The organism is Paenibacillus sp. JJ-223 (assembly GCF_927798175.1).
Lineage (GTDB): Bacteria > Bacillota > Bacilli > Paenibacillales > Paenibacillaceae > Paenibacillus > Paenibacillus hubeiensis.
Genome location: NZ_CAKMMP010000005.1, coordinates 242,758 through 267,544 on the forward strand (window position 1 = coordinate 242,758; position 24,787 = coordinate 267,544).

The following is a 24,787-nucleotide window of genomic DNA, read 5'->3' on the forward strand; positions in this document are numbered from 1 at the left end:
CATATCAGAGATAAGCATGATTTGTGCGGAACGCCTCACTCTTTTCGATGCCAAATTACGCTTTATTTTCCGCATGCATTTACCGCACAAGGAACGTACCCGAAAAAAAAGAAAGGCAAAGCCATCAAGCCGGCTTTGCCTCGGATTGCTTCTTCCCCAGTGAATCTAGAACCTAGAACCTATGCATGCACGGTTGGTGCATTTTCCATGGATTCCGCCTTCAAACCGGCTGCGTTGCATGCCGCGACATACGCAAGGCCAGCCGCCATTACGATATCCTGATGCGTCGCCGTTCCCTTGAACTCGCGTCCGGCGCGCTCCACGGTAATTACAGCTTCTCCTGTAGCACCGGCGCCTCCGCTGAGAGCTTGGATTTCCATGTCCACAAAGGAGATATCCTCGGCAATACTCTGACTGATCGCCTTGATCGCCGCATCCACGGGACCGCCACCGATGGCGGAATACGTCTGTTCCCCGGCACTGGTGCGAATGCGCACGGCTGCTACCCGGTCGGTCATACTGCCCGCCGTTACTTGAAGCTCCAGCAATTCGTAATCCTGGGCCGGAATGTTCATCGTTTGGCTGACCATTTGCAGCAGCTGATCATCGCTTACGACCTTTTGTTGATCCGCCGTTTCCTTAAACACTTCATACAGACGTTCCATCTGCTGCTCATCCGGTTCGAAACCGTATTTTCGGACGCGATCCTTCAAGGCATGACGCCCGGAGTGCTTGCCAAGAATAATCATGCTGCGCGGAATGCCCAACGCTTCCGGATCCATGATTTCATACGTATTGCGGTTTTTCAGCAGGCCGTCCTGATGAATGCCAGACTCATGCTGAAAAGCGTTCCGTCCCACGACCGGTTTGTTGTAAGCAATCGGAAAATGCATTGCACGACTGATCTGGCGCGAAGTCTCATAAAGCTGGTTCAGTTTGATGTTCGTCGTCGCCCCAATGGCGTCACCGCGCGTTTCCAATGCCATAATCAGTTCCTCAAGCGCCGTATTGCCCGTCCGCTCGCCCACGCCGTTAATCGTCACTTCGATCTGGGAGGCCCCGTTGGCGATTGCTGCCAAGCTGTTGGCTACGGCCAGTCCGAGATCGTTGTGACAATGCGCACTGTATCGCACCCGATCGCCGCCTCTGGCCCCTTCACGCACGCGGCGAAACATCTCTCCGTACTCATGTGGCAGCGCATATCCCACAGTATCTGGCAGGTTAATAATACTTGCCCCGGCTTCAATCGCAACCTCGACCATTTCGATCAGGTCATCGATTTTGGTGCGCGCGGCATCCATGGCCGTGAACTCTACCACGTCCGTGAATTGACGGGCATAGGCGACCATTTCCCTTGCCGTTGCAACCACTTCGCTCCGCGGGCGGCGCAGCTGATGCTCGATATGGATATCGGAAGAGGAGATGAACAGGTGAATCCGACGTTTAGCCGCATCGGCAGTCGCTTTGACAGCTGCATCGATGTCCTGCTTCACCGCGCGGGCAAATCCACAAATTTCAACCTGCTGCAATTGGCGGGAGATCGCCTGCACCGCCGCGAACTCGCCCGGACTCGAAATCGGAAATCCAGGCTCAATGACATCAATGCCGAGTGCAGCAAGCTGGTGTGCCAGCTCAATCTTCTGTTCAGGCTGGAGACTCGCTCCCGGCGCCTGTTCCCCGTCGCGCAGCGTTGTATCAAAAATTTCGATCATCCGTTTATGCTGTGGTGTTGTCATCGTCCACATCCTCCATCGATAGTTAATTGACCGGTGCCGTTCCCGGCGACCCGGCGCCTGTTCGTTTATTGCCGATTCACTCTACTACCTTTATGCCGAAACGCACGTCGACTTGCGTTTCGATTATTCCTTCCATCCTGCCATGGCTTAACCTTCTAACTCCTTAAATTGCGCCCACCCCTGCTGCCGGCAGCAAATACAAATAACCCGCCATCTCTTCTAGAAGAGACGGCGGGTTATTCTCCCTCCGCGGTACCACTCTTGTTTGATGTTCAGGAAATCCCCGAAGCATCCACCTCGCGTCCCGGCCATGCTGCACTTGCAGCAGCGCAACTCCGCTGCCAATCCAAGCGCTAGCCTGACCGAAAACCACCCTGTAACGGGGGTTAGCCGTTGCCATGTACCCTATGGTTCCTGCTGCCCGATCAGTTTCGGAGGCAACCTGTTCCATGATTCCACGGCTCTGTTCCCGGGCGAGATTCGCACGATTCGGCGACTGCGTTGCACCACCCCGCAGCTCTCTGTACACCACCCTCGTCCTACTGCTCCCGTTCATTACCTTTATCGTTATTCGTTTCCACATGAATTGCGTTTCGCATCGTTATAAGTAACAAAAAAAGCCTGCCATCTCATTCAAGAGACGACAGGCTGTTCACCCATACGCGGTACCACTCTTGTTGATTTCCGTGCCATCAGCCCGTTACCGCGTATGCGTCCACACGCCATAACTATGCCGAGACTGCGAAAATCCACCTCAGTGCTGCTAAAGCGTTCATGTACCAGAATATCATTGCATTCGGCATGAACCTTCAACAACGGCCCCATCACGGAGGCAACCCGTAACGATGTACTGGACAAGCGAGCAACATCACACATTGCACACACTTCCCGACTTCCATCATTCCGCTTCCAGGCGAGCTTCAGGCTTCCATCGACTGCGTTGCACCAACCCGCAGTTCTCTTGATCCCGGAATATCCCTACTGATCCTGTTCATTGCGTTTCCCTGTTTAAATTTGGTTTTAATATACATGCTTTGCAAGCAGGTGTCAACCCGCAAAGTCCAAAAAGCTTAAACGGCGCGGACCGACCATGCCTCCAACGAAAGGCCCGGATCGGCCTTGGCATCGTAGTTCATGTCCTCTCCGCGTTTGAATTTCAGATAAGCGGCAGCTCCGATCATCGCCGCATTATCCGTGCAATATTCCATCGGCGGAATAAGGAGCTGAAGGCCCTCCTTGGCACAGCGCTCCTGCAGCGCAGTACGCAAACCACGGTTGGCAGCCACGCCGCCGCACAGCAGCAATTGACGGGAACCGTACTGATGCACGGCCCGCACCGCTTTTTCTACCAGCACCTCAACGACGGCCTCCTGGAACCCTCGCGCCACTGCGGCAGGCTCCAGCGTCTCGCCTCGCATTTTGGCCTGGTTGAGCGCATTAAGCACGGCCGATTTCAGCCCGCTCAGGCTGAAGTCGTACGAGTCGGCTTCCAGCCAAACCCGCGGCAGCGGCACGGCTTCATGCGCCTCATGGGCCATCCGGTCCACATGCGGTCCGCCGGGATAGGGACAACCCAGGGCACGGGCCACTTTGTCATAGGCCTCCCCTACCGCGTCGTCACGCGTGCGCCCGATCAGTTTGAAGCTGCCTTCGGATTCCAGATGCACCAGTTCGGTATGACCGCCGGATACCACCAAAGCCATGGCCGGGTATTGCAGCTCCTGCGTCAGCCGGTTGGCGTAGATGTGCCCGGCGATGTGATGCGTGCCGATCAGCGGTTTGCCCAGAGCCATCGCCAGCGTTTTCGCCGCAATGATGCCCACCAGCAAAGCGCCTACGAGACCCGGACCCTGCGTAACCGCAATCGCGCTCAAATCCTGTGGACGGATGCCTGATTTCTCAATCGCTTCCTGCATCATCAGCGTAATGACTTCCACATGTTTGCGGGAAGCGACCTCAGGCACCACGCCGCCAAATGCCTTATGGGTTTCGATCTGGCTCGAGATCAGGTTGGACAACACTTCACATCCATCCTTGACCACCGCTACGGACGTTTCGTCGCAGCTTGTCTCGACCGCAAGAATGTAGGCCGGGGCCGAGAGTTGACTTTCATTGTGTTCGCTCATTAATCCGTTACGCTTCCTTCCTCTTCATCGCGGTCCACGGGCGGCAGATTGGCCCACATGATCATCGCATCCTCCTGGTTGTCGGAATAATATCCTTTGCGAAGACCTGCGGATTCAAATCCTTTTTTGGCATACAGGTTCTGGGCAACATGGTTCGAAACCCTGACTTCCAGCGTGATTCGCTCCATGCCGAGATATGCGGCCGTTCTCATCAGTTCGTCCAGCAGCCGTTCTCCCAGCCCGCGTCCCCGGTATGCCTTGCGGACGGCAATGTTGGTAATATGGGCCTCATCCATAATCGTCCACATGCCGGCGTATCCGATCGGAGCGCCTTCATATTCCATGATCATATATTTGGCAAATTGGTTATGCGTCAATTCATTGCGGAATGCTTCTTCCGTCCACGGCAAGGTGAACGCTTCGTGCTCGATGACCATTACGCCCGGAATGTCGTCCATGGTCATCAGCCTGAACTGCAGCCCTTCATCCGGTTGCTGCCCCTCCAGCCTGTCCATTCGCAAGCCCTCCTTCAACCTTTGCGCAGCAGGTTGGCTTCCGCCTCTGCCAGCTGGGTGTAGTTCGGCACCAGCGCATGCACGTCGTCATGCTGGCCTGCAAGCAGCGCGGCAGCGCCGAGGCGCCCGATCCAACGGCCCTCCAGCTCATAAGGCACGAGCTGGATCGCCGTCCCGGCCGGGCAGCGAAGCCCCGCCGCTGCCTCTGCATGCGGCCCCGTCTCGCCGACGAACCAGACGGCGACGGGCCGCTCCTCGGGCGCCGCCTCCGCGATGCGGGCGGCGAGCGTTTCCAGCCATCCGTCCATCTTGCGGATGGCATCCTGCTCCAGGCGCCGGGGCGCAGCGCTTCCGGCGCCGGCGAACAGCGCGGTGTAGGCCTGGCCGCGCCGCGCATCCACGAGCGGAACGATCCAGTGGACAGGGGCGGCACCTGTGCCGTCCTGGTCCGCGGATGGCGTTCCGCCAAGCCCTGCCGCTGCGGCATTCTCGGCCGCAGCTTCCGCCTTGGCGGCGAGGCCTGCGTGCCAGCCGCCCCAAGCGATCGCCTGAAGGCTGGACACCCCGGCAACGGGGATGTCCCAAGCCCAGGCAAGCGTCTTGGCCGCGGTCACCGCAATGCGGATGCCCGTGTACGAGCCTGGACCGATGCCTACGGCAATGCCGTCCAGCTCGCCCGTTCGGGTGCCGCTGGCCTGCAGCAGCTCTTCCATCACCGGCACCACATGCACCGAATGGTTGCGGTCTGCCCGTTCGTTTCGCTCCTCCAGCAGCGCTTCCTCTTCCATGACGGAAGCCGCCATCATTGCGGTGGACGTATCGAGAGCCAGAAACCGCCGCCCCCCTTTTTGCTGCAATTGTTCCATATTAAATGAACACTCCATTCTCTCTGAACTGCCTGCACAGGGCAGCGTAGGTTTCGCCGTATCCATCGAGCGTAATTTTGCGGTCTTCCGGACCTGTCGTCTCGATCTGGATATGCAAGTGCGCTTCCGGCAGCAGTTCGGGAATGATGCTCGCCCACTCCACCAGGCTTACGCCATTTCCGTAGAAATACTCGTCCAGTCCAAGCTCGTCCGCTTCCTCCAGCGATATCCGGTACACGTCCATATGATACAGGGGCAATCGGCCCTCGTATTCCTTGATCAACGTAAACGTGGGACTGTTCACCACGTCCTGCACGCCGAGATGCCATGCGAATTTTTGCGAAAACGCCGTTTTGCCCGCGCCCAGGTCGCCGTCCAGCGCAATCACCATTCCGGCGGTTGCCTGTCCTGCAATTGCGGACGCGAGCGCTTCGGTATCGGCAATGCCATGGGATTCGAACACCCACTGCTCATGCTTCAGATTCAATATACGCCCCACCTTTGGCGGTCCAAGCCGCCCGAGTTCACTTTGAAGACTATTATATCGGTCCCCTTCTTCCCCCGCAACACCGAAGGGTCGACCAAGCCAAAGAACCGGTGCTTGACGGCACCGGCCCTTGAAATCATTGTATGCTTATGTGTCGCCCGATGTCTACTCTTTCAACCGATCAACCGAAACGGTGTGCGTATTCAGCGGATCGCTGCCGACCTGCACGGTCGCCATGCCGTTCGCTTCATCCACATGTTCGATCCAGACCGGCTCGCCATCCAAACTCACGGCAATGGTATCTTTGGAGTCGAAGATGGCTTTTGCTCGTTTGGCATCCATCATAATGGATCGTACTCTCCTTCCACATCATGGGGTTCGGGTGTCATGCTGTCCGTCGTGCTATCTCCGATATAACCGTTGTCTTCCGTAACTTGGCCGCCGCCCAGTCCTTCGTTCACCATCCGGTCTATGTCCAGCATGTAGGACTCGCGATCAAGCGGTTCGTCCGTGGACGTCACTGCCTCCCAGTTCACTTGGGTTCCTGCAACGCTATCTGTAGTTACTAGCGGGTACGGGGTAAAGGCGTATTTATGCGCACGTTCATCATCCCGTCGTTGATTCATAGGACACCTCCCTTGTCTTCATAGGCACAGCTTACGGCATGCACACTTATCATCCCCGAATGCAGCCCAAGCATACAAAAATCGTCGCCGCAGGGATGATCAAGCCCTTACATGCCCATACTGCTATTAAAGTTTCTATCGGAAAGGGGCTGTCCCATGCATACCGTCTGGAAAGGGGCCATCAGCTTCGGGCTCGTGCACGTGCCTGTCAAAATGTTCTCGGCCACCGAGGACAAAGACATCTCCATGCGTTACATTCATAAAGTCTGCGGAAGTCCGCTCGCCTATGTCCGCAAATGTCCATCCTGTGAAGTCGAAGTCCAGTGGGAGGACATCACCAAAGGTTATGAATATGAAAAGGGAAAATTCGTGCTGTTCGAAAAAGAGGAGCTGGAGGCCTTGAATGACGCCTCGAACAGAACGATCACGATCATCGATTTCGTAGACCTCACCGAAATCGATCCGATTTATTTTCAAAAAACATACTATCTTTCCCCCGATCAGGCTGGAGGCAATGCCTATCAGCTTTTGATGAAAGCCATGCACGACACAGGCAAGATCGGCATTGCAAAAGTTTCCATCCGCTCCAAGAGCAGCCTGGCGGCCATTCGCGTGCTTGAGGACTGCCTCTCCATGGAAACCATCTTCTATCCGGATGAAATTCGCCCGGTTTCCCAGGTGCCGGGCCTGCCCGAGAACCAGAATGTCAACGAGAAGGAACTGACGATGGCCAAACTGTTGATCGAACAGCTTTCAACCCCGTTTGAGCCTGAAAAGTACACGGACGACTACCGCAATAAACTGGTGGAGCTGATCAATCACAAGGTTGCGGGCGAAGAAATCAAAATCGCTCCGGCCAAACCGGAGGCCAACGTCATGGATTTGATGGCCGCTTTGCAGGCAAGCATCGAAGCCGTCAAACCGATCCCGGCCGATCCTGGTACCGCGACAGCCAAACCAAAGAAACGGGCGCCAAAGAAAACCGCTGCGCAAGCGGCCGTCGGAAACGAAGAACCTGCGGCAACGCCCGCTGCCGGCAAACGCAAAAAAAGCGCAGCCAAACCGAAAACATGACTCGTCACACCCTGCCCTTCCATATCCTAACTTGCATCTCGTCCATTTTCGCCAATCCGGCCATGTTGAGCCGGCTTTTTTTCGTTCGTCGTATTTGCCGGATGGCTAGGATCAGATATAGATTGACGAAAGTTTATTTATATTTTATATTAACTTATGAAAAGTAACTTATTTATCAATTTACAGCAAAATGGATTCGCAAGGCCTTTCTTCGCAGATCCGCCCTGAATAAACATCGATCCATCATCCTTCAACAACCGTACTTTGATCCATAATCATATGAATGCTGATGAAGCATCATTTATATTCCGAGGAGGTATCCCAATGACAACCGATTATCAAATTCCCGCATCGACACGACTCGGCGAGGTCAGCATCAGAATCAGCGATCTCGACCGTTCGATCCGGTTTTACACCGAAGTGGTCGGGCTGAAGCTGCTGGAACGGAACGACCGTGTCGCCACATTGACCGCTGACGGCCAAACCTCGCTGCTGCGGCTGGAGCAGCCTGCCGACGTAAGCATCACCCGCCCGAGGTCTTCTGCCGGCTTGTATCATTTCGCCATTTTGCTGCCTGACCGTCAATCGCTCGGTCTCGCTCTGCGCAACCTTGCTGCCCATGGCATCGAGATCGGACAAGGGGATCATCTGGTCAGCGAAGCGCTTTACATCTCCGACCCGGACAACAACGGGATTGAAATCTACGCGGATCGTCCTCGCGATACGTGGCAACGGGATGAGAAAAACAACTACATTATGGCAACCGACCCCGTTGACGTGGAAGGCCTGTTCGCCATTTCCGAAAATCTCCCTTGGAAGGGCCTTCCGGCGGGCACAGTGATCGGCCACGTGCATTTTCACGTGCGGAGCCTGCAGGATTCCGGCATTTTCTATATCGGATTGCTCGGGTTCGATATTACGAGTGGTTTCGGCGGCTCGGCACTGTTCGTGTCGGCAGGAGGATACCATCATCACCTTGGGTTGAACACGTGGGCGGGCGTCGGAGCGCCCGTCACGCCGATAAACGGAACAGGCATCGACTACTTCACGATCGTTTACGACGGAAAGGCCGAGCTTGATGCGGCCGTGCAGCATCTTCGTCAGGAAGGGGCCTCTGTGGAACAGGACGGGGCGATCTGGTGGACCGTCGATCCGCAAAACATTCGCATTCGCCTGACAGCAGCAAACTGAAATGATTGCCCGCCAACTCGGCTCCGCCCTCGACTCTAGCGCATAAACCTATAACGGCCCGAACGGGATTGCCTCTTCCTATTTGAAGAGCAGATCCTGTTCGGGCCTTTTAGCGCGGCCATGCAACGTTCTTCATCGGTCAAATGAACTTGGCCTCATAATATTGGTCTCTTTGGCAAAGAATATAGGAATAACCGGATATACCCGCAAAGGAGAAGCCGTATGCTTGAAAATGGGCGTTTGACGGTAAGACAGCTTGCTGCATTGCTATTCATGTGCACGATCGGAGAACAAATTCTCTTGTTTCCGTCCATGATCACGTCGTATGCGCACGAAGATGCGTGGTTATCCGCCTTGCTCGGGGTCGCAGGTGGCACCGGCATTCTCGCCATCATGCTGCTGCTCCATGCAACGCAGCCGCAATTGAATCTGATACAGCATGCGCTGCAAAAGCTTGGTCCATGGTTCGGCGCCGTTGTCAGCTGCTTTTATTTGTTCTATTTCCTGATCGGTGCTTCCACCTTTGTGCGGGAACTTGGCGATTTCATGACTACAAATATCATGCGCCAATCTCCGCTCTTTGCCTTAAACCTGCTCTTTGTCGGGGCGCTTGCATGGGGTCTGATCTGTGGCATTGAATGCATAGGACGAGGTGCAGAGCTTTTTTTGCCGCTGGTCCTGCTGTTTTTGCTTATTTTGACGGTATGTATACTGCCTCAAGCCCATCTGAACAATATTACGCCAATCCTAGCTCATGGCTTGCTTGACCCTTTGAAAGGAATCTTTGCCGTATTGACCTACCCCTACTGCCAGCTATGCATTTTCATGATGGTGTTCCCCTATGCCAACCAGGGAGCGAATTTGAAAAAGGATGTTCTTCTGGCCGGCATCTTTGGCGGATTGTGGCTCACTCTTACGTTGACCATGTGCTTGCTTGTCTTGGGTTCCTTTATGACGGAGCATCAATGGTTTCCCGCCTACAATCTGTCGCGCAAAATAAACATCGGCAACTTCCTGCAACGAATCGAGGCATTCATCGCCTCTGTCTGGATGATCGCCGTATTTTTCAAGGGCATACTGTTCCTATATGGATTTCTTATGGGGCTGTCTTCCCTGTTTCGAATATCCAGCCATCGCCCACTCATTTTGCCGGGAGCCTTAATGACAGTCTCCATGTCCATCCTGGTTGCTCCCGACGAAGAGTTCTATCTTAAAGACATTATCCCGTATTGGATCGATTGGGATATCACCTGCGGCATTGTTTTGCCTGTGCTGCTGCTTCTGATTCACCAGTTTAGGAGACGCTTGCGAAAAAGCTGATATCTGCAACGAATGCTCAAGCATCTTTTGCAAGGCAGCCCGTGTCGAAAGGAGGCTCACCCCATGTTACCCCCGATCATACCATTTGAACCCGTATTGAAGGAGCAACTCCCGACCGGCCCCGACTGGATCGCCCAGATCAAATGGGATGGCGTCCGCATGCTGGCCTATGAGGATGGGGACGCTTTGAAATTGTTTAACCGTCGAAGGCATGAGCGAACGCTGCAATATCCGGAATTGACCGTCAAGCGCAATCTTTGTTCGGCACAAACCTATATTCTGGACGGAGAAGTGATTTCCCTTGATCCGGAAAACGGTACTCCTTCCTTCTATCACGTATTGCGGCGCGATCGCATGAGCAAACCGGACGTCATCTCCCAAATGGTTCATCAGCTTCCGATCGCGTACATGGTATTCGATATTTTGTATTGCAACGGACGGTGGGTAACCGACCAGCCGCTCGCGGACCGGCAGCGATTGCTTCACGAAGTTCTGATCCCTTCCCCCCATGTGCAGGAAGTCGCGAATACGGACGATCCGGACACGCTGCTTGCCGTCATGCGCAAACACCGGATGGAAGGCATCGTTTGTAAGGATCTTCGCAGCACATACGGCATACAGGGCAAGGACGCGCGTTGGCAAAAAGTAAAAATCATGCATGACCTGTACGCCATGATCGGCGGGGTTACGTACAGGGACGGCATTGTCAATGCCGTCGCCGTCGGAGTGTATGACGGCCCTCATTTCGTCTATATCGGTCATGTCGGCACCGGCAGGTTGAATTCCGAAGCATGGCGCGATCTGACCCGACAAGTGGCGCCGCTCGTCAGGCAGGAACGACCCTTCAGCAACAGACCCGAACGAAGCGCCGAAACAACCTGGATCCAGCCGCAGATTGGCGTCAGGGTGCAGTATATGGAGCTGACCCACCATCGGACGCTAAGACATCCCAGCATCCAGGCATTCGCCGAGGTCACCCGGGAAGAATGCTCTGCGGATCAACTCCAAACGTAAGTGGCCGCAGATGGCACGAATCGACAAATCGCCCATGACTTTTGAGGAGGTACGAATATGGCTTCACCCATAAAAGGGACAATTACGGTAGAAGGCGTCGAACTGACCATTACCAATCCCGACAAACCCTTGTGGCCCGAAGTGGGGATCACCAAAGCGATGTACCTGCAAAAACTGGCCGGCCTCGCCCCGTTCCTGCTCCCCTATACCAAACAGCGCCTGCTTACGACCATTCGTTATCCGCACGGTGCGGGCGGTGAATTTTTTTATCAAAAAAACGTGCCCGAACCGGTGCCCGAGTTTGTGCATACCGAAATGCACGATGGCATCCGTTACGTCGTCATGAACGGTTTGCCCGAACTGCTATGGCTTGGCAATCTCGCGGCATTGGAGTTTCACCCCTCATTACATGCCGTAGGCAGCACGCTCCCGTGCGAATGGATGATCGACCTGGACCCTTCGCTGGAGGAAGAACCTCGCATCATGGAGGCTGCCTTGATCGTTGGCGAAACCCTCTCCTCTCTCGGACTGCAATCTGTGGCCAAAACGTCCGGTGCCACAGGGGTACAGATCATCGTGCCCATTCGGAAAGGAGTGACGTTTGATCAGCTTCGGATGATCGGCCACTTCGTCGGGAAATACGTCACCCAGAAGCATCCCGACCTATTCACGCTGGAGCGACTCAAAAAGGATCGCGGAGATCGGATTTATTTCGATTACCTGCAGCATTATGGCGGAAAAACGCTGGCAGCCCCATATACGCCCCGTTCCAAGCCCGAAGGGACCGTGTCCACGCCATTGACCTGGGATGAGGTTCGCAGTAACGTGTCCGTCAAAGCTTTTCATTTGCTCAATATTCTGGAACGCCTGCAGAAGACCGGCGATCTGATCGCCGCAATCGATCCTCAGCCGGTAGAACTGATACTGAAGCACCTCCAATCCAAATAGCCGATACCTGCATATGTGCAGATATCGGCTATTTTATCGATGTACGCGGACATAACCGCTAATGAATTCCCTTTTTCTTGAAGCGTCCGCCCTTTACGTCATGAATGTTGCCGATGGCTACGAACGCATGCGGATCCCAATCCTCAACGATGGATTTCATCTTTGCTTCCTCCAGACGGGTGATGACGACAAAAATGATTTTCTTCTCATCGCCGCTAAAACCGCCCTCTCCATCAAGGAACGTAACTCCGCGACCAAGACGGTCGGTAAGGGCCGAACCGATTTCGCGATATTTTTCACTAATGATCCAAACCGATTTGGATTGCTCCAACCCTTCGTTCACGATATCGATCAGCTTCATTGCGATGTAGTAGGCGATCATGGAGTACAGCGCATTTGGCCAGCCAAACACGAAGCCTGCAGCCGCAAAAATAAAGATGTTGATGAACAGCACGATCTGTCCGACGGACAGCGGGGTTTTCTCGCTGAGCAGAATGGCCACGATCTCGGTTCCGTCCAGCGATCCGCCGGAACGAATGACCAGGCCGACGCCGGCGCCAAGAATCAGTCCGCCGAATACGGCGCCAAGCAAAGGCTCGCCCGGAGTCAATGCGGGAACATGGTGCAATAACGTGGTACTGATTGACATGGCCACGATCCCCAGCAGCGTGGACAAGGCAAACGTTTTGCCGATTTGTCTGTATCCGAGTAACAGGAACGGCAAGTTAAGCAGTGTCAAGAAAATCCCGAGTGGCAAGCCGGTCAGTTCCGACACCATGATGGAAATGCCCGTAACCCCTCCATCAATAACGCCATTGGGCACCAGGAACACTTCCAGTGCGACGGCCATTAGCACCGCACCAATGAGAATCATGACAATCCGCTGCAGAAGCTTCAATGTGAACACAGAGCCTTTCACGCTGCGGTCCGGCTTGGATGTAATTTCTTTAACTGTTACATTGGACATGCTTTCCCCCCCATTTGGTCAGTATGTGAATCCATTTCATAAATCATTTAACTACTGCACGGGGGGTCTACATATAAAACAACAAATGGGTTGGACTTTATACGCACCCTGAAGAGCAACTAAAAGCTATATGAAATGGATTCAAAATGTCTTAATTCCGATGGCAATTGCCAAAAAAGAGCAAAAGGGAGCCTGCTATCATTCAGACTCCCCCTCCTTCGCCAAGACATCATTTGTTATCACCATTATATCATAAAAGATCAAATTTGAGCAAAATAGTTAGAAAAAAAGAGATAAATTCACAAAAAGTGAATTTATCTCGTGAAATCAGGTCTAAAACGGCTAAAGCAGCGGAGAAAGCATCCGAGACAGCATTTCCATCCCTTTTTGTCGCCAAGAACGCCGTACAAAGGCCTTGATCTCGATTTCACTGCTTTCGCTTAGATCCTGCTTAAAATCCTCCAATAACCGGTTTATCGGCTCCGCATCGAACAACACCGCCATCAGTTCAAAGTTGCAAAAAAAACTGCGCATGTCGATATTGGCCGTGCCGACGGTAGCCAGCAAATCGTCCACGATCATTACTTTGGCATGCACGAATCCTTTGCGGTATTGGAAAAACCGTACCCCGGCAAGAAGCAGTTCCTCCACGTAGGAAAGCGAGGCCAGGTGAACCAGCAAGGAATCCGATTGGTAAGGAATGAGAATGCGCACATCCACCCCGCTGACGGCGGCCGTTTTAAGGGCCTCGAATAGCGCAGGGTCGGGAATAAAATAGGGGGTTGTGAGGTAAATGCGGTCGCATGCCACCGACATGGCGCTAAAACACATCTCCTGAATGGCATCCCAATTCTGGTCCGGGCCGCTGCTCAATATTTGAACGCGCTCCTTTCCTTGGCAATCATGCAGCGGGAACAGCTCGGATAACCCGGGTTCGGCAATTTGTTCGCCGGAGGCCAGCTTCCAGTCATTCAAAAACGTATTCTGCAAAAAATAGACGGCGTCCCCTTCGAGCTGGACGTGCGTGTCCCGCCAATGTCCCATTTTCGGATACTGGCCTAAATAGTCGTCACCCACGTTGATCCCGCCCACGAACCCCACCTTGCCATCCACGATGACGATTTTCCTGTGGTTGCGATAGTTGATGCTCCGATCGATCGTGGCGATCATCGGCGGGAGGAAGAAGTGAAATTCAACCCCGGCTTGCCGCAGCTTTTCGGAAAAGTCCCGACTAAGGGCATGGCTTCCGAGACCGTCGCAGATGAACCGCACCTTCACGCCTTCGCGAGCCTTGCGGATCATGACGTTCTGGAATTTGGCCCCGATGACGTCATCCCGAAAAATATAAAACTCCACGTGCAAGTGATGCCGCGCTTTTTCCATCTCGCGGAGCATAGCAGCATACGTCTCTTGCCCATTGGTCAACACCCGGCTCCGGTTGCAGCCGGTAATCGGACTTTCCGAGAGCCGGGTCAACAAATTGAACAACCGCTGCTGGTTCTGAAACCGGCCCTCAGGCATCTGGTCGATCCTTTCAACGATGGCAGCCTGGGTCCATAACCTTCCCCGGATTGCCCGAAAAATGCGCGAGCCGCCCCTGCGCAGTTTTTTGCGTTTTCTGTAATCCTGGGCCACGAAATAATACACGATGAATCCGATCAAGGGCACGCAAAACAAAATGAACAACCAGGCGACCGCCTTGGCCGGATTACGAAACTCCAGCAGCAAGATCGTTGCAGCTTGAAATATGAATATGAGTAAAATAATGACCAACCAGAACATATAACCTCCCCCTCGGCGACGAGCATCCTGCCTGCCCAACGTTCAATTCCCCTAGCTTTGACAACATTTCCCCGAGGTAATCATGGTTACCCCATAACGGTTTTACCCATAACAGCATTTTGGACAAGAAAACCGCGGTCCAAACCGCCCGCAGCACCATCACCCTGGAATGGAAACGCCGGGATGTCTGTTATGACTGTGTTGTCCCATACATATAAATGTGACCCAAAAAGTGGTCTTTTGCCTCGCAATTCGATATAATATTCGTTAAAACTTATTACTTCAAAGGAGAAGAGTAGTGAATGGACAGTGAGAGGTATGCGTTAAATTTAGTATTGGTTGCGATTTTGATAGGGTTTTCGGCATTTTTCGTCGCAGTGGAATTTGCATTGGTTCGCGTCCGCTCAAGCCGGATCGACCAAATGATTGCGGAAGGAAACAAACGAGCCATGGCCGTCAAACAGGCTGTTGCCAACCTGGACGGTTACTTGTCCGCGTGCCAGCTCGGCATTACGATTACGTCGCTGGGACTCGGTTGGCTGGGTGAGCCGACGGTAGAAAGCCTCCTTCATCCATTGTTTGAAGCGATGCACATTCCTGAAGCCATTTCAGGATTTCTGTCGTTCGTGATTGCGTTCGTAACGATCACTTACCTGCATGTCGTGGTAGGCGAGCTTGCTCCTAAAACGATTGCCATCCGCAAAGCCGAAACCGTTGCGCTGCTGACTTCGGGACCTATCATCTGGTTCAACCGAATTATGTATCCTTTTATCTGGCTGTTGAACGGCTCCGCGAATCAACTGGTCAAGCTATTCGGCATCAAACCCGCTTCCGAGCATGAAGAAGCACACTCGGAGGAAGAATTGCAGATTATTATTAACGAAAGCTTCGAAAGCGGCAAAATCAATCAAAGCGAGTTTGGTTATGTCAGCCGGATCTTCGCTTTTGATGAAATGCTGGCCAAAGAAATCATGGTACCCCGAACAGACATGGTCTGCCTTTATTTGAATAAAACGAACGAAGAAAACCTGGATATCATTCGCCAGGAACAATATACACGTTTTCCCGTCGTGAACGAGAGCAAGGACGATATCATCGGGATCATCAATACGAAGCAATTTTTCCTGGAATTGTATGGCAACGATGCCCCCGTCGATCTGTCTTCCCTGATTCAGCCCGTGTCGGCCGTGCATGAAACAACACCGGTCAAGGACCTGTTGAAAAAAATGCAAAAAGACGGCGTGCACATCGCCGTCCTGGTCGACGAATATGGCGGCACCTCGGGGATCGTAACGATTGAGGACGTGCTTGAACAGATTGTCGGCGAGATCCGTGACGAATTCGATGCGGATGAAGTCGAGGATATTCAGATCATTAACGAGAACTATGTGATCCTGGACGGCAAGGTGTCCTTGTCCAAGGTCAATGACATGTTCATGTCGAACCTGGATGCCGATGAATGGGACACGATCGGCGGCTGGCTTTACAGTCATCGCCCGGAAATGGACGAGCAGGAAGAATACGAATTCGAGAATTTGACCTTTGTCCTGCTGGAAAAGGATAAAAATCGCTTCTATAAAGTTGCGGTTGTTCCGAAAGAAGCGATCACGCTTCCCGGATATACCAACGATGAACACGCGGAAGCATAATCCGCGCCATGCCCTTGCAGGGCAAGCAAAAGAGCAGTCCCTTGAGGGATTGCTCTTTTGCTGTGCTTTACTTTTCTCAGCTGGGATGCTCCGCCCGTTCTTCCACCACCCGCTGCTGCAGCTTCCTGAGTATGATCTTGAGGATCATGTAGAGCGGGATAATGATGATCATGCCCAGAATGTTCCACAGATCGGCGCCTACCAGTAACAGAATGACCGTTGTAAGCGGGTGAATATCCAACTGTTTCCCATAGACGTAAGGCGAGATAAGATTATCCTGGATTTGCTGGGCGACCACGATGATCACGAGCGACCAGATCGCCATCGAAGGCGATTCGATGAACCCTACGATCACAACGGGCACCGCTGCAAGCAGCGCCCCAACGTACGGGATGAAGTTCAGGATAACGGATACTACGGTCAACAGCAGCGCATAGGGCAGGCCGATGATGACAAACCCGATGTACATCAGAATGCCTAACGCCACGTTGACGATGACGCGGCCCACGATATAACCGCTCAGCGCCTCGTCGATTTCATGAATGGCCTCTTCCCCGTCCTTGCGATAGGCCCTTGGCAGCAGCATCGTCAGGTTCGTCCCGAATTTGCTGCCTTCCTTCAACATGTAATACAGCATGATCGGAAACGTCGCGAGCACGATGACCACGTTGGATACTACCGTAAACAACCCCGAGACGTAATCAGACACTTGCGTGATTCCCTCGCTGAGGTAATCCGAAATTTTAGCCAATATTTCGCCGTCGTCGGGAAGGTATGCGGACAAGAAACGGTTGTTCTTCAGTTCCCCCAATTGGTTGCTTAGCGAGGTTACCAGCGAAGGCGTATCTTCAACGAAATTCCAAAGCTGCTCCCTCAGCGAAGGCCAAACGAGCACGCTGAAACCACCCAATACGAGGGCGATGGCGGTATAAATGAGCAGCACCGCGACGGAACGCTTGATATTGTGATTTTCCATGAAATCCACCAGCGGACGGAGCAAATAATAGAAAAAACCCGCTACGAGCAGCGGTACGATCACGATGTGCAGCAGTGACGTCAGGGGACGAAAGATGAAGCTTACTTTATCCCCTAAATATACGATGAGCAGCAGCAGCAGGATTGCCGAGCAAATCCGATAAAATTTGTGATTGATCAACGGGTTCACTCCCTCCATATGCTGCCCGGCCGAGAGGCCATCGGCGGTCATCCGCTTTTTTTATGTACGCGTACTACCTATGTACCCCAAAATCCGGGCCATGCCACATAGCAGGCGTTCCGCTTCCGTCGGCAAAATCGCAAAAAAAGGCAAAAAAAAGAGGCAGGCTTATGTGCCTGCCACATCTCTTCTTGTGAATACGACCCACGATATAACCATGAATACGATGTAATATACAGCCAGGACCGTTACGGAAAATCCGAGCGTCATGCCTGAAGATCCGCCGCCAAACAAGCTCAGTTCCGAGGAATCCGTCATGTATCTGCTAAGGTCCATATTGTTGAACAGAATGTACTTGGCCCAGCCGTAACGCTCCGGGCTAAAGATCAGCGAGAAAATGCCCTGCGTGAACATAATGAATAGCGATAGCCCGATCGCAAGCGCGCCGGAACGGAATACCGAAGAAACCATGAAAGCGATAGCCAGAGTAATGAACAGGTCTACATATTGATATCCCCACATCGCCCAAGCATCCCCCGCTGTCACATTACCTCCGCCGCCAAAGAGAATGAACGACATGCCCAGCGTCAGCAAAATCAGGATCAATGTGCTGAGCACGCTGAACGCGATCACGCTAACGTATTTGGATGCCAGAATCTTGCTTCGCGACCATGGACGAATGAGCAGCAGTTTGATCGTGCCCCACGTAAATTCACCGGCAACCGTCTCCGCGGCGATCACAACCGAGAAGATCGTATTCAGGAAAAACAACAACTGAACGGTCGTCAACGCCGCTTCCAAGGCAGACATGTTCTCTGCGCCGATGCCTTCCTTGAACAGGACGGGCATGAACAATGCCAATACCGCCAGAATGGACAGCATGATCCATGTGCGGGCACGGCGATAGATTTTCATGTTTTCGTTCATCACCAGATTCCCGAAGTTACCCAATGCCCCCACCTCCGGTTACTTGCAAAAATTGATCCTCAAGCGTTGCCGCCACATGACGAATGCCGTAAACGTGAATGCCTTCCCCGACCAATTTCGCATTCAGGGCCGGGATCTGCTCCCGTGTCAGACGGACAACGAGCGCCTGTCCTTGAACGACAGCTCCGTCCACCAGCATGACGGCCCGCTGCACATCATCGACCTCGAACGCAATCTCCGCCATGGCGTCGGCTTCCGCTTCTGTTCTGAGGTTTCTTACGTCGACCAATTTGCCATTCTGAATAATGGCTACCGTGTCACACATCAGCTCCATTTCGGACAGCAAATGGCTGGAAACAAAGACGGTCGTACCCTCTTCACGGCTGAGCTGCCGCAAATAATCCCTTAATTCGCGAATTCCCTGCGGATCCAGTCCGTTGGTCGGCTCGTCCAGAATGAGCAGCTTGGGTCTATGCAGGATGGCCTGTGCAACCCCAAGACGCTGACGCATGCCCAAGGAGTACGTTTTGACGCGGTCGTGGATGCGGGCAGTGAGCCCTACACGCGCAACGGCTTCATCAATTCTTTCTTTCGTAACTCCCGGGGACATTCGCGCAAAATGCACCAAGTTCTGATATCCGCTCAGAAACTTGTACATTTCCGGATTCTCCACAATGGCTCCCACGTTGGCCACAGCCTTCTCGAATTCATCCTTAACGCTATGCCCGGAGATGAAAATATCTCCCTTGCTAATGGACATCAATCCAACCATCATGCGAATGGTCGTTGTCTTCCCCGCACCATTGGGGCCCAAAAAGCCAAAAACCTGGCCTGGAGGAATATCCAAGGTCAGGTCGCTCACCAACGTTCGGGAAGAGATGATTTTGCTGACGCCCTGTATGCGCACTACCGGCTCCTGCTGCATGTCATACCTCCCTATTTCACGGGCTTGGTCTCTCAAGCCCGCTTTTCATATGAATCCAGTGTATCATAATTTTTGTCATATTGTCCTGAGAATTGGTTGATCCCTTGACTTTTCCCGTGATTCAGGCAGGTTTCGCAGCATCCAAGCGGCATTTCACTTCGGTAGAAGCCGGTGCGAAAAACCTGATCCCTCCTGCAGCCTTTTTCTTTCATTTCGACGAAGCCTCCAGCAACCGACACAATGATCCCACAGCTGACACAGTAAAAGCGGCTCGATTCGATCAATGAAATTCCTTCCCCTCGCATGAGCTTATGAACGTCCCAGTTTTTTGTCGTTAGGCGCAGAAATTTGATACATTTTGTATCTAAGTCGTAATTTACTGGACATACGAACTATTGTCAAGGGCTTGCAGGCATAAAAGGCAAATAAAACACAAAAAAAGCTCCATAAATGCGACCAAAGTCTCGCATTTATGGAGCTTTCAGGAGAGAAAAATGTTACATTATGATGCAATATATAGATGCATATCAAATTGCTTTTTTTGAAGATGATCCATCCTTACAACAAGCGATTATCCGTTCCCCTCACGTTCAGCCTCTTTTTGCGGATAATACCAAAGCATCGTCCACTCATCTCCGTCTTTCACTGCATAACAATTCTGGTCAATGCTGAACTGGCCAAAAGTCCCTTCATACTTCATGGTAACCTTCACCCGATAAGCTTCATCGAAAGGTTCGGCTCCGCTGACAATGACAACGTCAAACTGGCGTTCAGGCTTCCCCACCTCCAAATCGAAGGTTTCCACTCCAAAATGCTGCATAAAGATGTGCGCTCTGGATTGCAAATAAGCGCTTTTGGTGAAACGCTCCTTCATCAACGGATGAAACAGCTCCCACGAGCTGCCGAAATCCCCAGCCTGTTCATATTCATAAAATTGTTGAACGAGAGCTGCTGCCTCTTCCGGTGCAGCTGCCTTGAAAAGAGCTGGAAGCGTTCGGCCGATCAGCCAGATCAACACGACCACAACGGCAATAAAACCGATCTTCTGAAGCAGCATCATCCGGTTTCTTTTTCGCAGCATGCAGGCTCCCCCTTATCTACTTCATTCATACTTATGATGAATGAAGGACAAGTAGAAGGAACATTGTGCGCATTTCCTGGGAAATCATCGTTGCTTCAGGACAAACGATCGAAGCCTATTGCCGCTTTTTCCTAAAAAGGGACCTGCCCCCCACCCAGATCAAAATGCCGGCTGCGCCCCCAAGAAGATCCACTCCAACATCGCGAACAGATGAAGTTCGATCCTTGGAAAACTGCTGTATGTACTCATCCGTGCCTGCAATGGCTGCAACGACGATCAATGAGATCATTGCACATTTGGCCCAATGCACGTTCCTGTAACGCAAGCTCGCATAGACCAATATCCCCAGGACAGCATACACGAACAGATGCGCAGTCTTCCGGAACATAAATTCGACAAATTCGTAGGGCTGCTGCCTTAAAGAGTAAGAACGATCACCGTAATGGAAGGCAATGTCCGGAAACGATATTTTCAACCGCAAATGTTCTGCCCAGTTGTGCAACCAAGGCTGAATGCTCTGCTGTTGATAGGTTTGCATGGAGAAGGACCAGATCAGCATGATCCAGCCCAGGATAAACAATAACCACAGAATATAACCGAACGTTCTCCGGCGCTTGTAACCGTTGCTTTTGACTCGCCTTCTTTTTTTGCGAGCACCCTCCTCTGCAATGATGGGTATCACCACTTTCATTAGCCCTCTGCACGTTATTTTTCTGCGTATTCCTCAAGAATTCCACGAATCCGGTCCCGTTCGGCCTGGTCCACGATATAGTAATAAATGCCGTCTATTTTTTCGCCCTTGCCTTGAATTTCAACCGTGTCGATCGTTCCCAAATCACTGCGATATTCGAACAAAAGCTCTTTCATTTCATCAAATGTCAGGTCGGTTCTGACATGGGTTCCCAACTCTTCGAGCACCGAATGCAAATTCATGACGCTTGAAACCTGCAGCGAATTTTGAAACACGCTTTTCAACACTTCGCGCTGCCTTTCATTGCGCCCAAGGTCTCCTTTTGGATCATCATAACGCATTCTTGAGTAACCGAGGGCAGCCGAACCGTCCAAATGGATATTCCCCTTCTCATAGCGCATCCCGTCATAATCGAAAGCAAATGGATTATTCACGTCGACCCCACCCACCAGGTCGATAATCCGAGCAAACCCTTCCATATCCACTTTCATGTAATAATGGATCGGAATGCCCAAAAATTGTTCGATGGTTCGAATCGACATGTCCACTCCACCGAACGCATACGCATGATTGATTTTGTCCTCTGTGCCATGTCCGACAATCTCCGTTCTGGTGTCTCTCGGAATATTGAACAAAAGCGCCTTGTGTTTGGCCGGGTTGACGCTTAATACAATGATTGTATCGGATCGTCCCGAATCATTGGGTCTCTCATCTACCCCAAGAATCAGCGCGTTGAACGGCTCCTTGCTGTTTAGATCTACCGGAAGGTCTCCACCTTGATCTGTAATGGATACCGGCTTGACCGGATTGCGCGGTTCATAGATTTGCTCAGCGGTGGACTTAACGGATTGATACAGGTAGATGCCATACCCCGCCGTGCCCAGAATCAATAGGGAAAACGTCCATATGGTGATTTTTAGCCACTTTTTCATAAGTTTGCCCTCGCTCATACTCGATTGTGGATGAACTCGTTAAATGATTGCCGCTGTTTTTCCTTGAATGCGGACCAGCCCCGGACGGCCAACCGAATAATATTGCAGGTCTGATGCCAGAATTTGTTCCGGGCCATACAGATTGCGTCCATCAATCATAATGGGTTCTTTCATCACATGGACCAGGTCCTGCAAATCAACTTTGGAAAATTCCTTCCATTCGGTCAACACGCACAACGCATCCGTATCCCTCGCTGCCTGCAAAGCATCTTCGCACCACTGAATCGAAGCAATATCGACTTCTTTGCGGAAGTTAGGCATCGCGATCGGATCATACACTTTGATGACTGCCCCGGCATCATGAAGATAGTTGATGATATCGATTGCCGGCGCCTCCCGCACATCGTCCGTGTCCGGTTTGAATGCAAGTCCCCAAATGCCAATCGTTTTACCTTGGAGCGACCCGGCAGCCTCTTCCAGTTTGCGAATGACTTGAAAGCGTTGGTCCTGGTTAACTTGCACGACGGACTTCAACAAGCGGAAATCGTAATCAACCATGTCCGCAATCTGGATCAGGGCTTGGGTATCTTTGGGAAAGCATGAACCACCATAGCCGATTCCCGCCTTCAGGAAGGCGGATCCGATCCGTTTGTCATACCCCATGCCTTCGGCCACGCGAGTGACGTCAGCGCCTACTTTTTCGCAAATATTCGAAATTTCATTAATGAACGAAATTTTGGTTGCCAGGAAAGCATTGGATGCGTATTTGATCATTTCGGCAGAGCGGATGTCCGTGATGATGATATTGTCCGTTAACGGACGATGAAGCTTTTTGAGCGTTTTGATGACCCGATCGCTGTCCGTTCCGATCACGATGCGATCCGGATGCAGCGTATCCTTTACGGCCGACCCCTCCCGCAAAAACTCAGGTACCGAAGCCACGTCAAAAGGTTGACCGCTGATGCTGCTGATCAAGTCTTTCACGCGATCATTCGTGCCGACGGGGACGGTGCTTTTGGTCACCACGATTTTATAATTTTTCATGTGGGTTCCGATTTCCAGCGCCACCTGCTCAACAAAACTCAGATTGGCTTCTCCATTTGGCAGGGGAGGCGTGCCTACCGCAATAAAAATGATATCGGATTGGTCCATGGCTTCGGCAATATCCGACGTAAAAGATAATCGGCCTGCTTTCATGTTGGATTGCATCAGTTCTTGAAGACCTGGCTCGTAGATCGGCACGCCGCCGTCATTGAGCATATCAACCTTGGCTTGATTGTTGTCCACGCAGATGACCTTGTTGCCGATTTCCGAAAAGCATACTCCTGACACAAGACCGACATATCCCGTTCCAATCACCGCTATGTTCATCTTCTTCTCCCCCAGTTCACGCAATTTTGGATAATTTCAGCCCATTCCGTCTCGATGCGGACAATGTCTTCTTCCACCAATTCGCTGCCCATCTGCACTTCAATGATTTCAAGTTCGGTTACAGCTTTTACGCTATGCATGCACCCTAACGGGATGACGATATTGTCCCCCTGGGAAATTTTCATCAGGTCGCCGTCAAGTATGAATTCTCCCTGACCCGACACAACTGTCCACACTTCATTCCGTTTCAAATGATACTGATAGGACAAATTTTTGCCGGCACCGATCACGATGCGTTTCGTCAGCACCTCATCGCCGTCCGCATTTCGCGTATAGTCCAGCACGCGGTAACATCCCCAGCGGCGCTCCTCGTACATGGGCCGGTCATTGCGGTCTTTCAATACCTCTTTGACCTGGGGGCTGGCCTCTTTCTCGCTGACAAGAATGCCATCCGGGCTCGTTGCCACAATGAGATTGGATACGCCAAGAACGCATACGGGGATATTCAATTCATTGATGAGATGAGTGTTGATCGAATTTCCGGTCATGACGCCCGGCCCAACAATATTGGTGCTCATTTCGTCCGTCAGTGTGTTCCATGTGCCGAGGTCCTTCCAGTACCCATCGTATGGGGTGACCACAATGTGACCGGATTTCTCGACAACCTGGTAATCAAAGCTGATTTTTTCCAGCCTGTCATATTGCTTGAGCATTTCCTCGTACTGGATGGGTAGTTCAAGCGAAATCAGGAGATTGATCAGGTAATTCAGGTTGAATGCAAAAACCCCGCAATTCCAAAGCGCAGATTGTTGAATCATCTCTGCCGCTTCGGCTTCGCGGGGTTTCTCCTGGAAACGCAATACTTTCGTATATGGAGCATGCTCATTCTCCACTTCTTTGGGGCCGGGAATGATATACCCGTACTTTTCGGAAGGATATGTCGGTTTGACGCCGATCAAAGCCAGTTCCGCTTCGGATTGGTTTAGTATGGACTCAAGTTCGGTCACTTTATGAAAAAAGGTCTCTTCCACATAGGGGTCTACCGGAAGTACAGCCACAGTCTCATTCAGGCTGACACCCTTGACCGAATACAGATACACAGCTGCCAATGCAATAGCCGGGAAGGTGTCTCTGCGCTCCGGTTCTACAACGAGGTCCACTTCCTCTCCCAATTGGCTGCGCAAAATCTCAACCTGAGGTTTGCTTGTTGCAATAGTGGCCGATTCGCTTAACCCGGTATGCTGCAGCTGTCTCCATACACGCTGAACCATCGATTCGGCCTGCCCATTGGGGCCTTCCAGCACTTTCAGAAATTGTTTGGAGCGTGTGTCATTGGACAACGGCCATAACCGTTTGCCGGACCCGCCGGAAAGAAGTACGATTCTCATAACGTAGTCACTTCA

General features: G+C 52.2%; 25 protein-coding genes and 1 other annotated feature. Of the genes, 6 read left to right on the plus strand and 19 right to left on the minus strand.

Features of this window, described 5'->3' with window-relative positions; genetic code table 11:
* Positions 1-179: 179 nt before the first annotated feature.
* The 8 genes from L6H98_RS11530 to L6H98_RS11565 all read right to left on the minus strand — a co-directional run bounded on the left by L6H98_RS11530 (position 180) and on the right by L6H98_RS11565 (position 6,356).
* Positions 180-1,736, minus strand: a complete 1,557-nt coding sequence (locus L6H98_RS11530; RefSeq protein ID WP_236415185.1) for a 2-isopropylmalate synthase — start codon at positions 1,734-1,736, stop codon at positions 180-182.
* 221 nt (positions 1,737-1,957) lie between these two features.
* Positions 1,958-2,301, minus strand: a binding site (T-box leader).
* Positions 2,302-2,369: 68 nt separating this feature from the next.
* Positions 2,370-2,612: a hypothetical protein gene (locus L6H98_RS11535; RefSeq protein ID WP_236415187.1), complete on the minus strand. Its 243-nt coding sequence runs from the start codon at positions 2,610-2,612 to the stop codon at positions 2,370-2,372.
* A 194-nt stretch (positions 2,613-2,806) separates the two neighbouring features.
* The gene (gene tsaD / locus L6H98_RS11540; RefSeq protein ID WP_236415189.1) at positions 2,807-3,862 is read right to left on the minus strand and encodes a tRNA (adenosine(37)-N6)-threonylcarbamoyltransferase complex transferase subunit TsaD; all 1,056 of its coding nucleotides are present in this window, start codon (positions 3,860-3,862) and stop codon (positions 2,807-2,809) included.
* Complete coding sequence (gene rimI / locus L6H98_RS11545) at positions 3,862-4,377, minus strand: ribosomal protein S18-alanine N-acetyltransferase (protein ID WP_236415191.1); 516 nt, start codon at positions 4,375-4,377, stop codon at positions 3,862-3,864. Before rimI ends, tsaD begins: the two co-directional genes overlap by 1 nt.
* Positions 4,378-4,391: 14 nt before the next feature.
* Entirely contained in the window at positions 4,392-5,243 is an 852-nt protein-coding gene (tsaB, locus tag L6H98_RS11550; RefSeq protein ID WP_236415192.1) for a tRNA (adenosine(37)-N6)-threonylcarbamoyltransferase complex dimerization subunit type 1 TsaB, read from the minus strand.
* Position 5,244: 1 nt separating this feature from the next.
* Positions 5,245-5,730, minus strand: coding sequence for a tRNA (adenosine(37)-N6)-threonylcarbamoyltransferase complex ATPase subunit type 1 TsaE (tsaE, locus tag L6H98_RS11555; RefSeq protein ID WP_236415194.1), 486 nt, complete (start codon positions 5,728-5,730; stop codon positions 5,245-5,247).
* Positions 5,731-5,895: 165 nt separating this feature from the next.
* Positions 5,896-6,072, minus strand: a complete 177-nt coding sequence (locus L6H98_RS11560; protein ID WP_236415401.1) for an H-type small acid-soluble spore protein — start codon at positions 6,070-6,072, stop codon at positions 5,896-5,898.
* The gene (locus tag L6H98_RS11565) at positions 6,072-6,356 is read right to left on the minus strand and encodes a hypothetical protein (RefSeq protein ID WP_236415195.1); all 285 of its coding nucleotides are present in this window, start codon (positions 6,354-6,356) and stop codon (positions 6,072-6,074) included. The genes L6H98_RS11560 and L6H98_RS11565 overlap by 1 nt, the downstream gene beginning before the upstream one ends.
* Before the next feature lie 156 nt (positions 6,357-6,512).
* Between L6H98_RS11565 and L6H98_RS11570 the strand changes: the two genes are divergently transcribed.
* From L6H98_RS11570 to ligD, 5 genes are all read left to right on the plus strand, one after another.
* The gene (locus L6H98_RS11570; protein WP_236415196.1) at positions 6,513-7,430 is read left to right on the plus strand and encodes a Ku protein; all 918 of its coding nucleotides are present in this window, start codon (positions 6,513-6,515) and stop codon (positions 7,428-7,430) included.
* Positions 7,431-7,754: 324 nt separating this feature from the next.
* Complete coding sequence (locus tag L6H98_RS11575; protein WP_236415197.1) at positions 7,755-8,621, plus strand: VOC family protein; 867 nt, start codon at positions 7,755-7,757, stop codon at positions 8,619-8,621.
* 222 nt (positions 8,622-8,843) lie between these two features.
* Entirely contained in the window at positions 8,844-9,941 is a 1,098-nt protein-coding gene (locus tag L6H98_RS11580) for an endospore germination permease (protein WP_236415198.1), read from the plus strand.
* Between the two features lie 63 nt (positions 9,942-10,004).
* Positions 10,005-10,955: an RNA ligase family protein gene (locus L6H98_RS11585; protein WP_236415199.1), complete on the plus strand. Its 951-nt coding sequence runs from the start codon at positions 10,005-10,007 to the stop codon at positions 10,953-10,955.
* 57 nt (positions 10,956-11,012) lie between these two features.
* Complete coding sequence (ligD, locus tag L6H98_RS11590) at positions 11,013-11,903, plus strand: non-homologous end-joining DNA ligase (protein ID WP_236415200.1); 891 nt, start codon at positions 11,013-11,015, stop codon at positions 11,901-11,903.
* A gap of 58 nt (positions 11,904-11,961) precedes the next feature.
* On the opposite strand, the gene L6H98_RS11595 is transcribed toward ligD, so the two are convergent.
* Positions 11,962-12,870 (minus strand): YitT family protein, encoded by a 909-nt coding sequence (locus L6H98_RS11595; protein ID WP_236415201.1) that lies wholly within the window; start codon positions 12,868-12,870, stop codon positions 11,962-11,964.
* Between the two features lie 342 nt (positions 12,871-13,212).
* The gene (cls, locus tag L6H98_RS11600; RefSeq protein ID WP_236415202.1) at positions 13,213-14,652 is read right to left on the minus strand and encodes a cardiolipin synthase; all 1,440 of its coding nucleotides are present in this window, start codon (positions 14,650-14,652) and stop codon (positions 13,213-13,215) included.
* 302 nt (positions 14,653-14,954) lie between these two features.
* Here cls and L6H98_RS11605 point away from each other — a divergent pair, with 302 nt between their 5' ends.
* Positions 14,955-16,301, plus strand: a complete 1,347-nt coding sequence (locus L6H98_RS11605; RefSeq protein WP_236415204.1) for a hemolysin family protein — start codon at positions 14,955-14,957, stop codon at positions 16,299-16,301.
* Between the two features lie 76 nt (positions 16,302-16,377).
* On the opposite strand, the gene L6H98_RS11610 is transcribed toward L6H98_RS11605, so the two are convergent.
* From L6H98_RS11610 to L6H98_RS11650, 9 genes are all read right to left on the minus strand, one after another.
* The gene (locus L6H98_RS11610; RefSeq protein WP_236415206.1) at positions 16,378-17,457 is read right to left on the minus strand and encodes an AI-2E family transporter; all 1,080 of its coding nucleotides are present in this window, start codon (positions 17,455-17,457) and stop codon (positions 16,378-16,380) included.
* A 168-nt stretch (positions 17,458-17,625) separates the two neighbouring features.
* Positions 17,626-18,408, minus strand: coding sequence for an ABC transporter permease (locus tag L6H98_RS11615; protein ID WP_236415208.1), 783 nt, complete (start codon positions 18,406-18,408; stop codon positions 17,626-17,628).
* Positions 18,401-19,309, minus strand: coding sequence for an ABC transporter ATP-binding protein (locus L6H98_RS11620; RefSeq protein WP_236415210.1), 909 nt, complete (start codon positions 19,307-19,309; stop codon positions 18,401-18,403). The genes L6H98_RS11615 and L6H98_RS11620 overlap by 8 nt, the downstream gene beginning before the upstream one ends.
* Positions 19,310-19,341: 32 nt before the next feature.
* Entirely contained in the window at positions 19,342-19,521 is a 180-nt protein-coding gene (locus L6H98_RS11625) for a hypothetical protein (protein ID WP_236415212.1), read from the minus strand.
* A gap of 359 nt (positions 19,522-19,880) precedes the next feature.
* The gene (locus L6H98_RS11630; protein WP_236415214.1) at positions 19,881-20,390 is read right to left on the minus strand and encodes a hypothetical protein; all 510 of its coding nucleotides are present in this window, start codon (positions 20,388-20,390) and stop codon (positions 19,881-19,883) included.
* Positions 20,391-20,505: 115 nt separating this feature from the next.
* Positions 20,506-21,075 (minus strand): VanZ family protein, encoded by a 570-nt coding sequence (locus L6H98_RS11635; protein WP_236415216.1) that lies wholly within the window; start codon positions 21,073-21,075, stop codon positions 20,506-20,508.
* Positions 21,076-21,095: 20 nt separating this feature from the next.
* The gene (locus tag L6H98_RS11640; RefSeq protein ID WP_236415218.1) at positions 21,096-22,013 is read right to left on the minus strand and encodes an LCP family protein; all 918 of its coding nucleotides are present in this window, start codon (positions 22,011-22,013) and stop codon (positions 21,096-21,098) included.
* Between the two features lie 39 nt (positions 22,014-22,052).
* Positions 22,053-23,384: a UDP-glucose/GDP-mannose dehydrogenase family protein gene (locus L6H98_RS11645; RefSeq protein WP_236415220.1), complete on the minus strand. Its 1,332-nt coding sequence runs from the start codon at positions 23,382-23,384 to the stop codon at positions 22,053-22,055.
* Positions 23,381-24,772, minus strand: coding sequence for a sugar phosphate nucleotidyltransferase (locus L6H98_RS11650; RefSeq protein ID WP_236415221.1), 1,392 nt, complete (start codon positions 24,770-24,772; stop codon positions 23,381-23,383). The genes L6H98_RS11645 and L6H98_RS11650 overlap by 4 nt, the downstream gene beginning before the upstream one ends.
* Between the last annotated feature and the right edge of the window lie 15 nt (positions 24,773-24,787).

What these genes read in the sequence shown, in the direction of transcription:
- L6H98_RS11620 (WP_236415210.1), bottom strand. Translation starts at nt 19,309, where the DNA reads ATGCAGCAGGAGCCGGTAGTGCGCATACAGGGCGTCAGCAAAATCATC.
- L6H98_RS11570 (WP_236415196.1), top strand. Translation starts at nt 6,513, where the DNA reads ATGCATACCGTCTGGAAAGGGGCCATCAGCTTCGGGCTCGTGCACGTG.
- L6H98_RS11640 (WP_236415218.1), bottom strand. Translation starts at nt 22,013, where the DNA reads ATGAAAAAGTGGCTAAAAATCACCATATGGACGTTTTCCCTATTGATT.
- L6H98_RS11645 (WP_236415220.1), bottom strand. Translation starts at nt 23,384, where the DNA reads ATGAACATAGCGGTGATTGGAACGGGATATGTCGGTCTTGTGTCAGGA.
- L6H98_RS11650 (WP_236415221.1), bottom strand. Translation starts at nt 24,772, where the DNA reads ATGAGAATCGTACTTCTTTCCGGCGGGTCCGGCAAACGGTTATGGCCG.
- tsaD (WP_236415189.1), bottom strand. Translation starts at nt 3,862, where the DNA reads ATGAGCGAACACAATGAAAGTCAACTCTCGGCCCCGGCCTACATTCTT.
- L6H98_RS11580 (WP_236415198.1), top strand. Translation starts at nt 8,844, where the DNA reads ATGCTTGAAAATGGGCGTTTGACGGTAAGACAGCTTGCTGCATTGCTA.
- L6H98_RS11530 (WP_236415185.1), bottom strand. Translation starts at nt 1,736, where the DNA reads ATGACAACACCACAGCATAAACGGATGATCGAAATTTTTGATACAACG.
- L6H98_RS11625 (WP_236415212.1), bottom strand. Translation starts at nt 19,521, where the DNA reads ATGAAAGAAAAAGGCTGCAGGAGGGATCAGGTTTTTCGCACCGGCTTC.
- cls (WP_236415202.1), bottom strand. Translation starts at nt 14,652, where the DNA reads ATGTTCTGGTTGGTCATTATTTTACTCATATTCATATTTCAAGCTGCA.
- ligD (WP_236415200.1), top strand. Translation starts at nt 11,013, where the DNA reads ATGGCTTCACCCATAAAAGGGACAATTACGGTAGAAGGCGTCGAACTG.
- L6H98_RS11605 (WP_236415204.1), top strand. Translation starts at nt 14,955, where the DNA reads ATGGACAGTGAGAGGTATGCGTTAAATTTAGTATTGGTTGCGATTTTG.
- L6H98_RS11630 (WP_236415214.1), bottom strand. Translation starts at nt 20,390, where the DNA reads ATGCTGCGAAAAAGAAACCGGATGATGCTGCTTCAGAAGATCGGTTTT.
- tsaB (WP_236415192.1), bottom strand. Translation starts at nt 5,243, where the DNA reads ATGGAACAATTGCAGCAAAAAGGGGGGCGGCGGTTTCTGGCTCTCGAT.
- L6H98_RS11565 (WP_236415195.1), bottom strand. Translation starts at nt 6,356, where the DNA reads ATGAATCAACGACGGGATGATGAACGTGCGCATAAATACGCCTTTACC.
- L6H98_RS11560 (WP_236415401.1), bottom strand. Translation starts at nt 6,072, where the DNA reads ATGGATGCCAAACGAGCAAAAGCCATCTTCGACTCCAAAGATACCATT.
- L6H98_RS11595 (WP_236415201.1), bottom strand. Translation starts at nt 12,870, where the DNA reads ATGTCCAATGTAACAGTTAAAGAAATTACATCCAAGCCGGACCGCAGC.
- L6H98_RS11575 (WP_236415197.1), top strand. Translation starts at nt 7,755, where the DNA reads ATGACAACCGATTATCAAATTCCCGCATCGACACGACTCGGCGAGGTC.
- L6H98_RS11585 (WP_236415199.1), top strand. Translation starts at nt 10,005, where the DNA reads ATGTTACCCCCGATCATACCATTTGAACCCGTATTGAAGGAGCAACTC.
- L6H98_RS11535 (WP_236415187.1), bottom strand. Translation starts at nt 2,612, where the DNA reads ATGTGTGATGTTGCTCGCTTGTCCAGTACATCGTTACGGGTTGCCTCC.
- rimI (WP_236415191.1), bottom strand. Translation starts at nt 4,377, where the DNA reads ATGGACAGGCTGGAGGGGCAGCAACCGGATGAAGGGCTGCAGTTCAGG.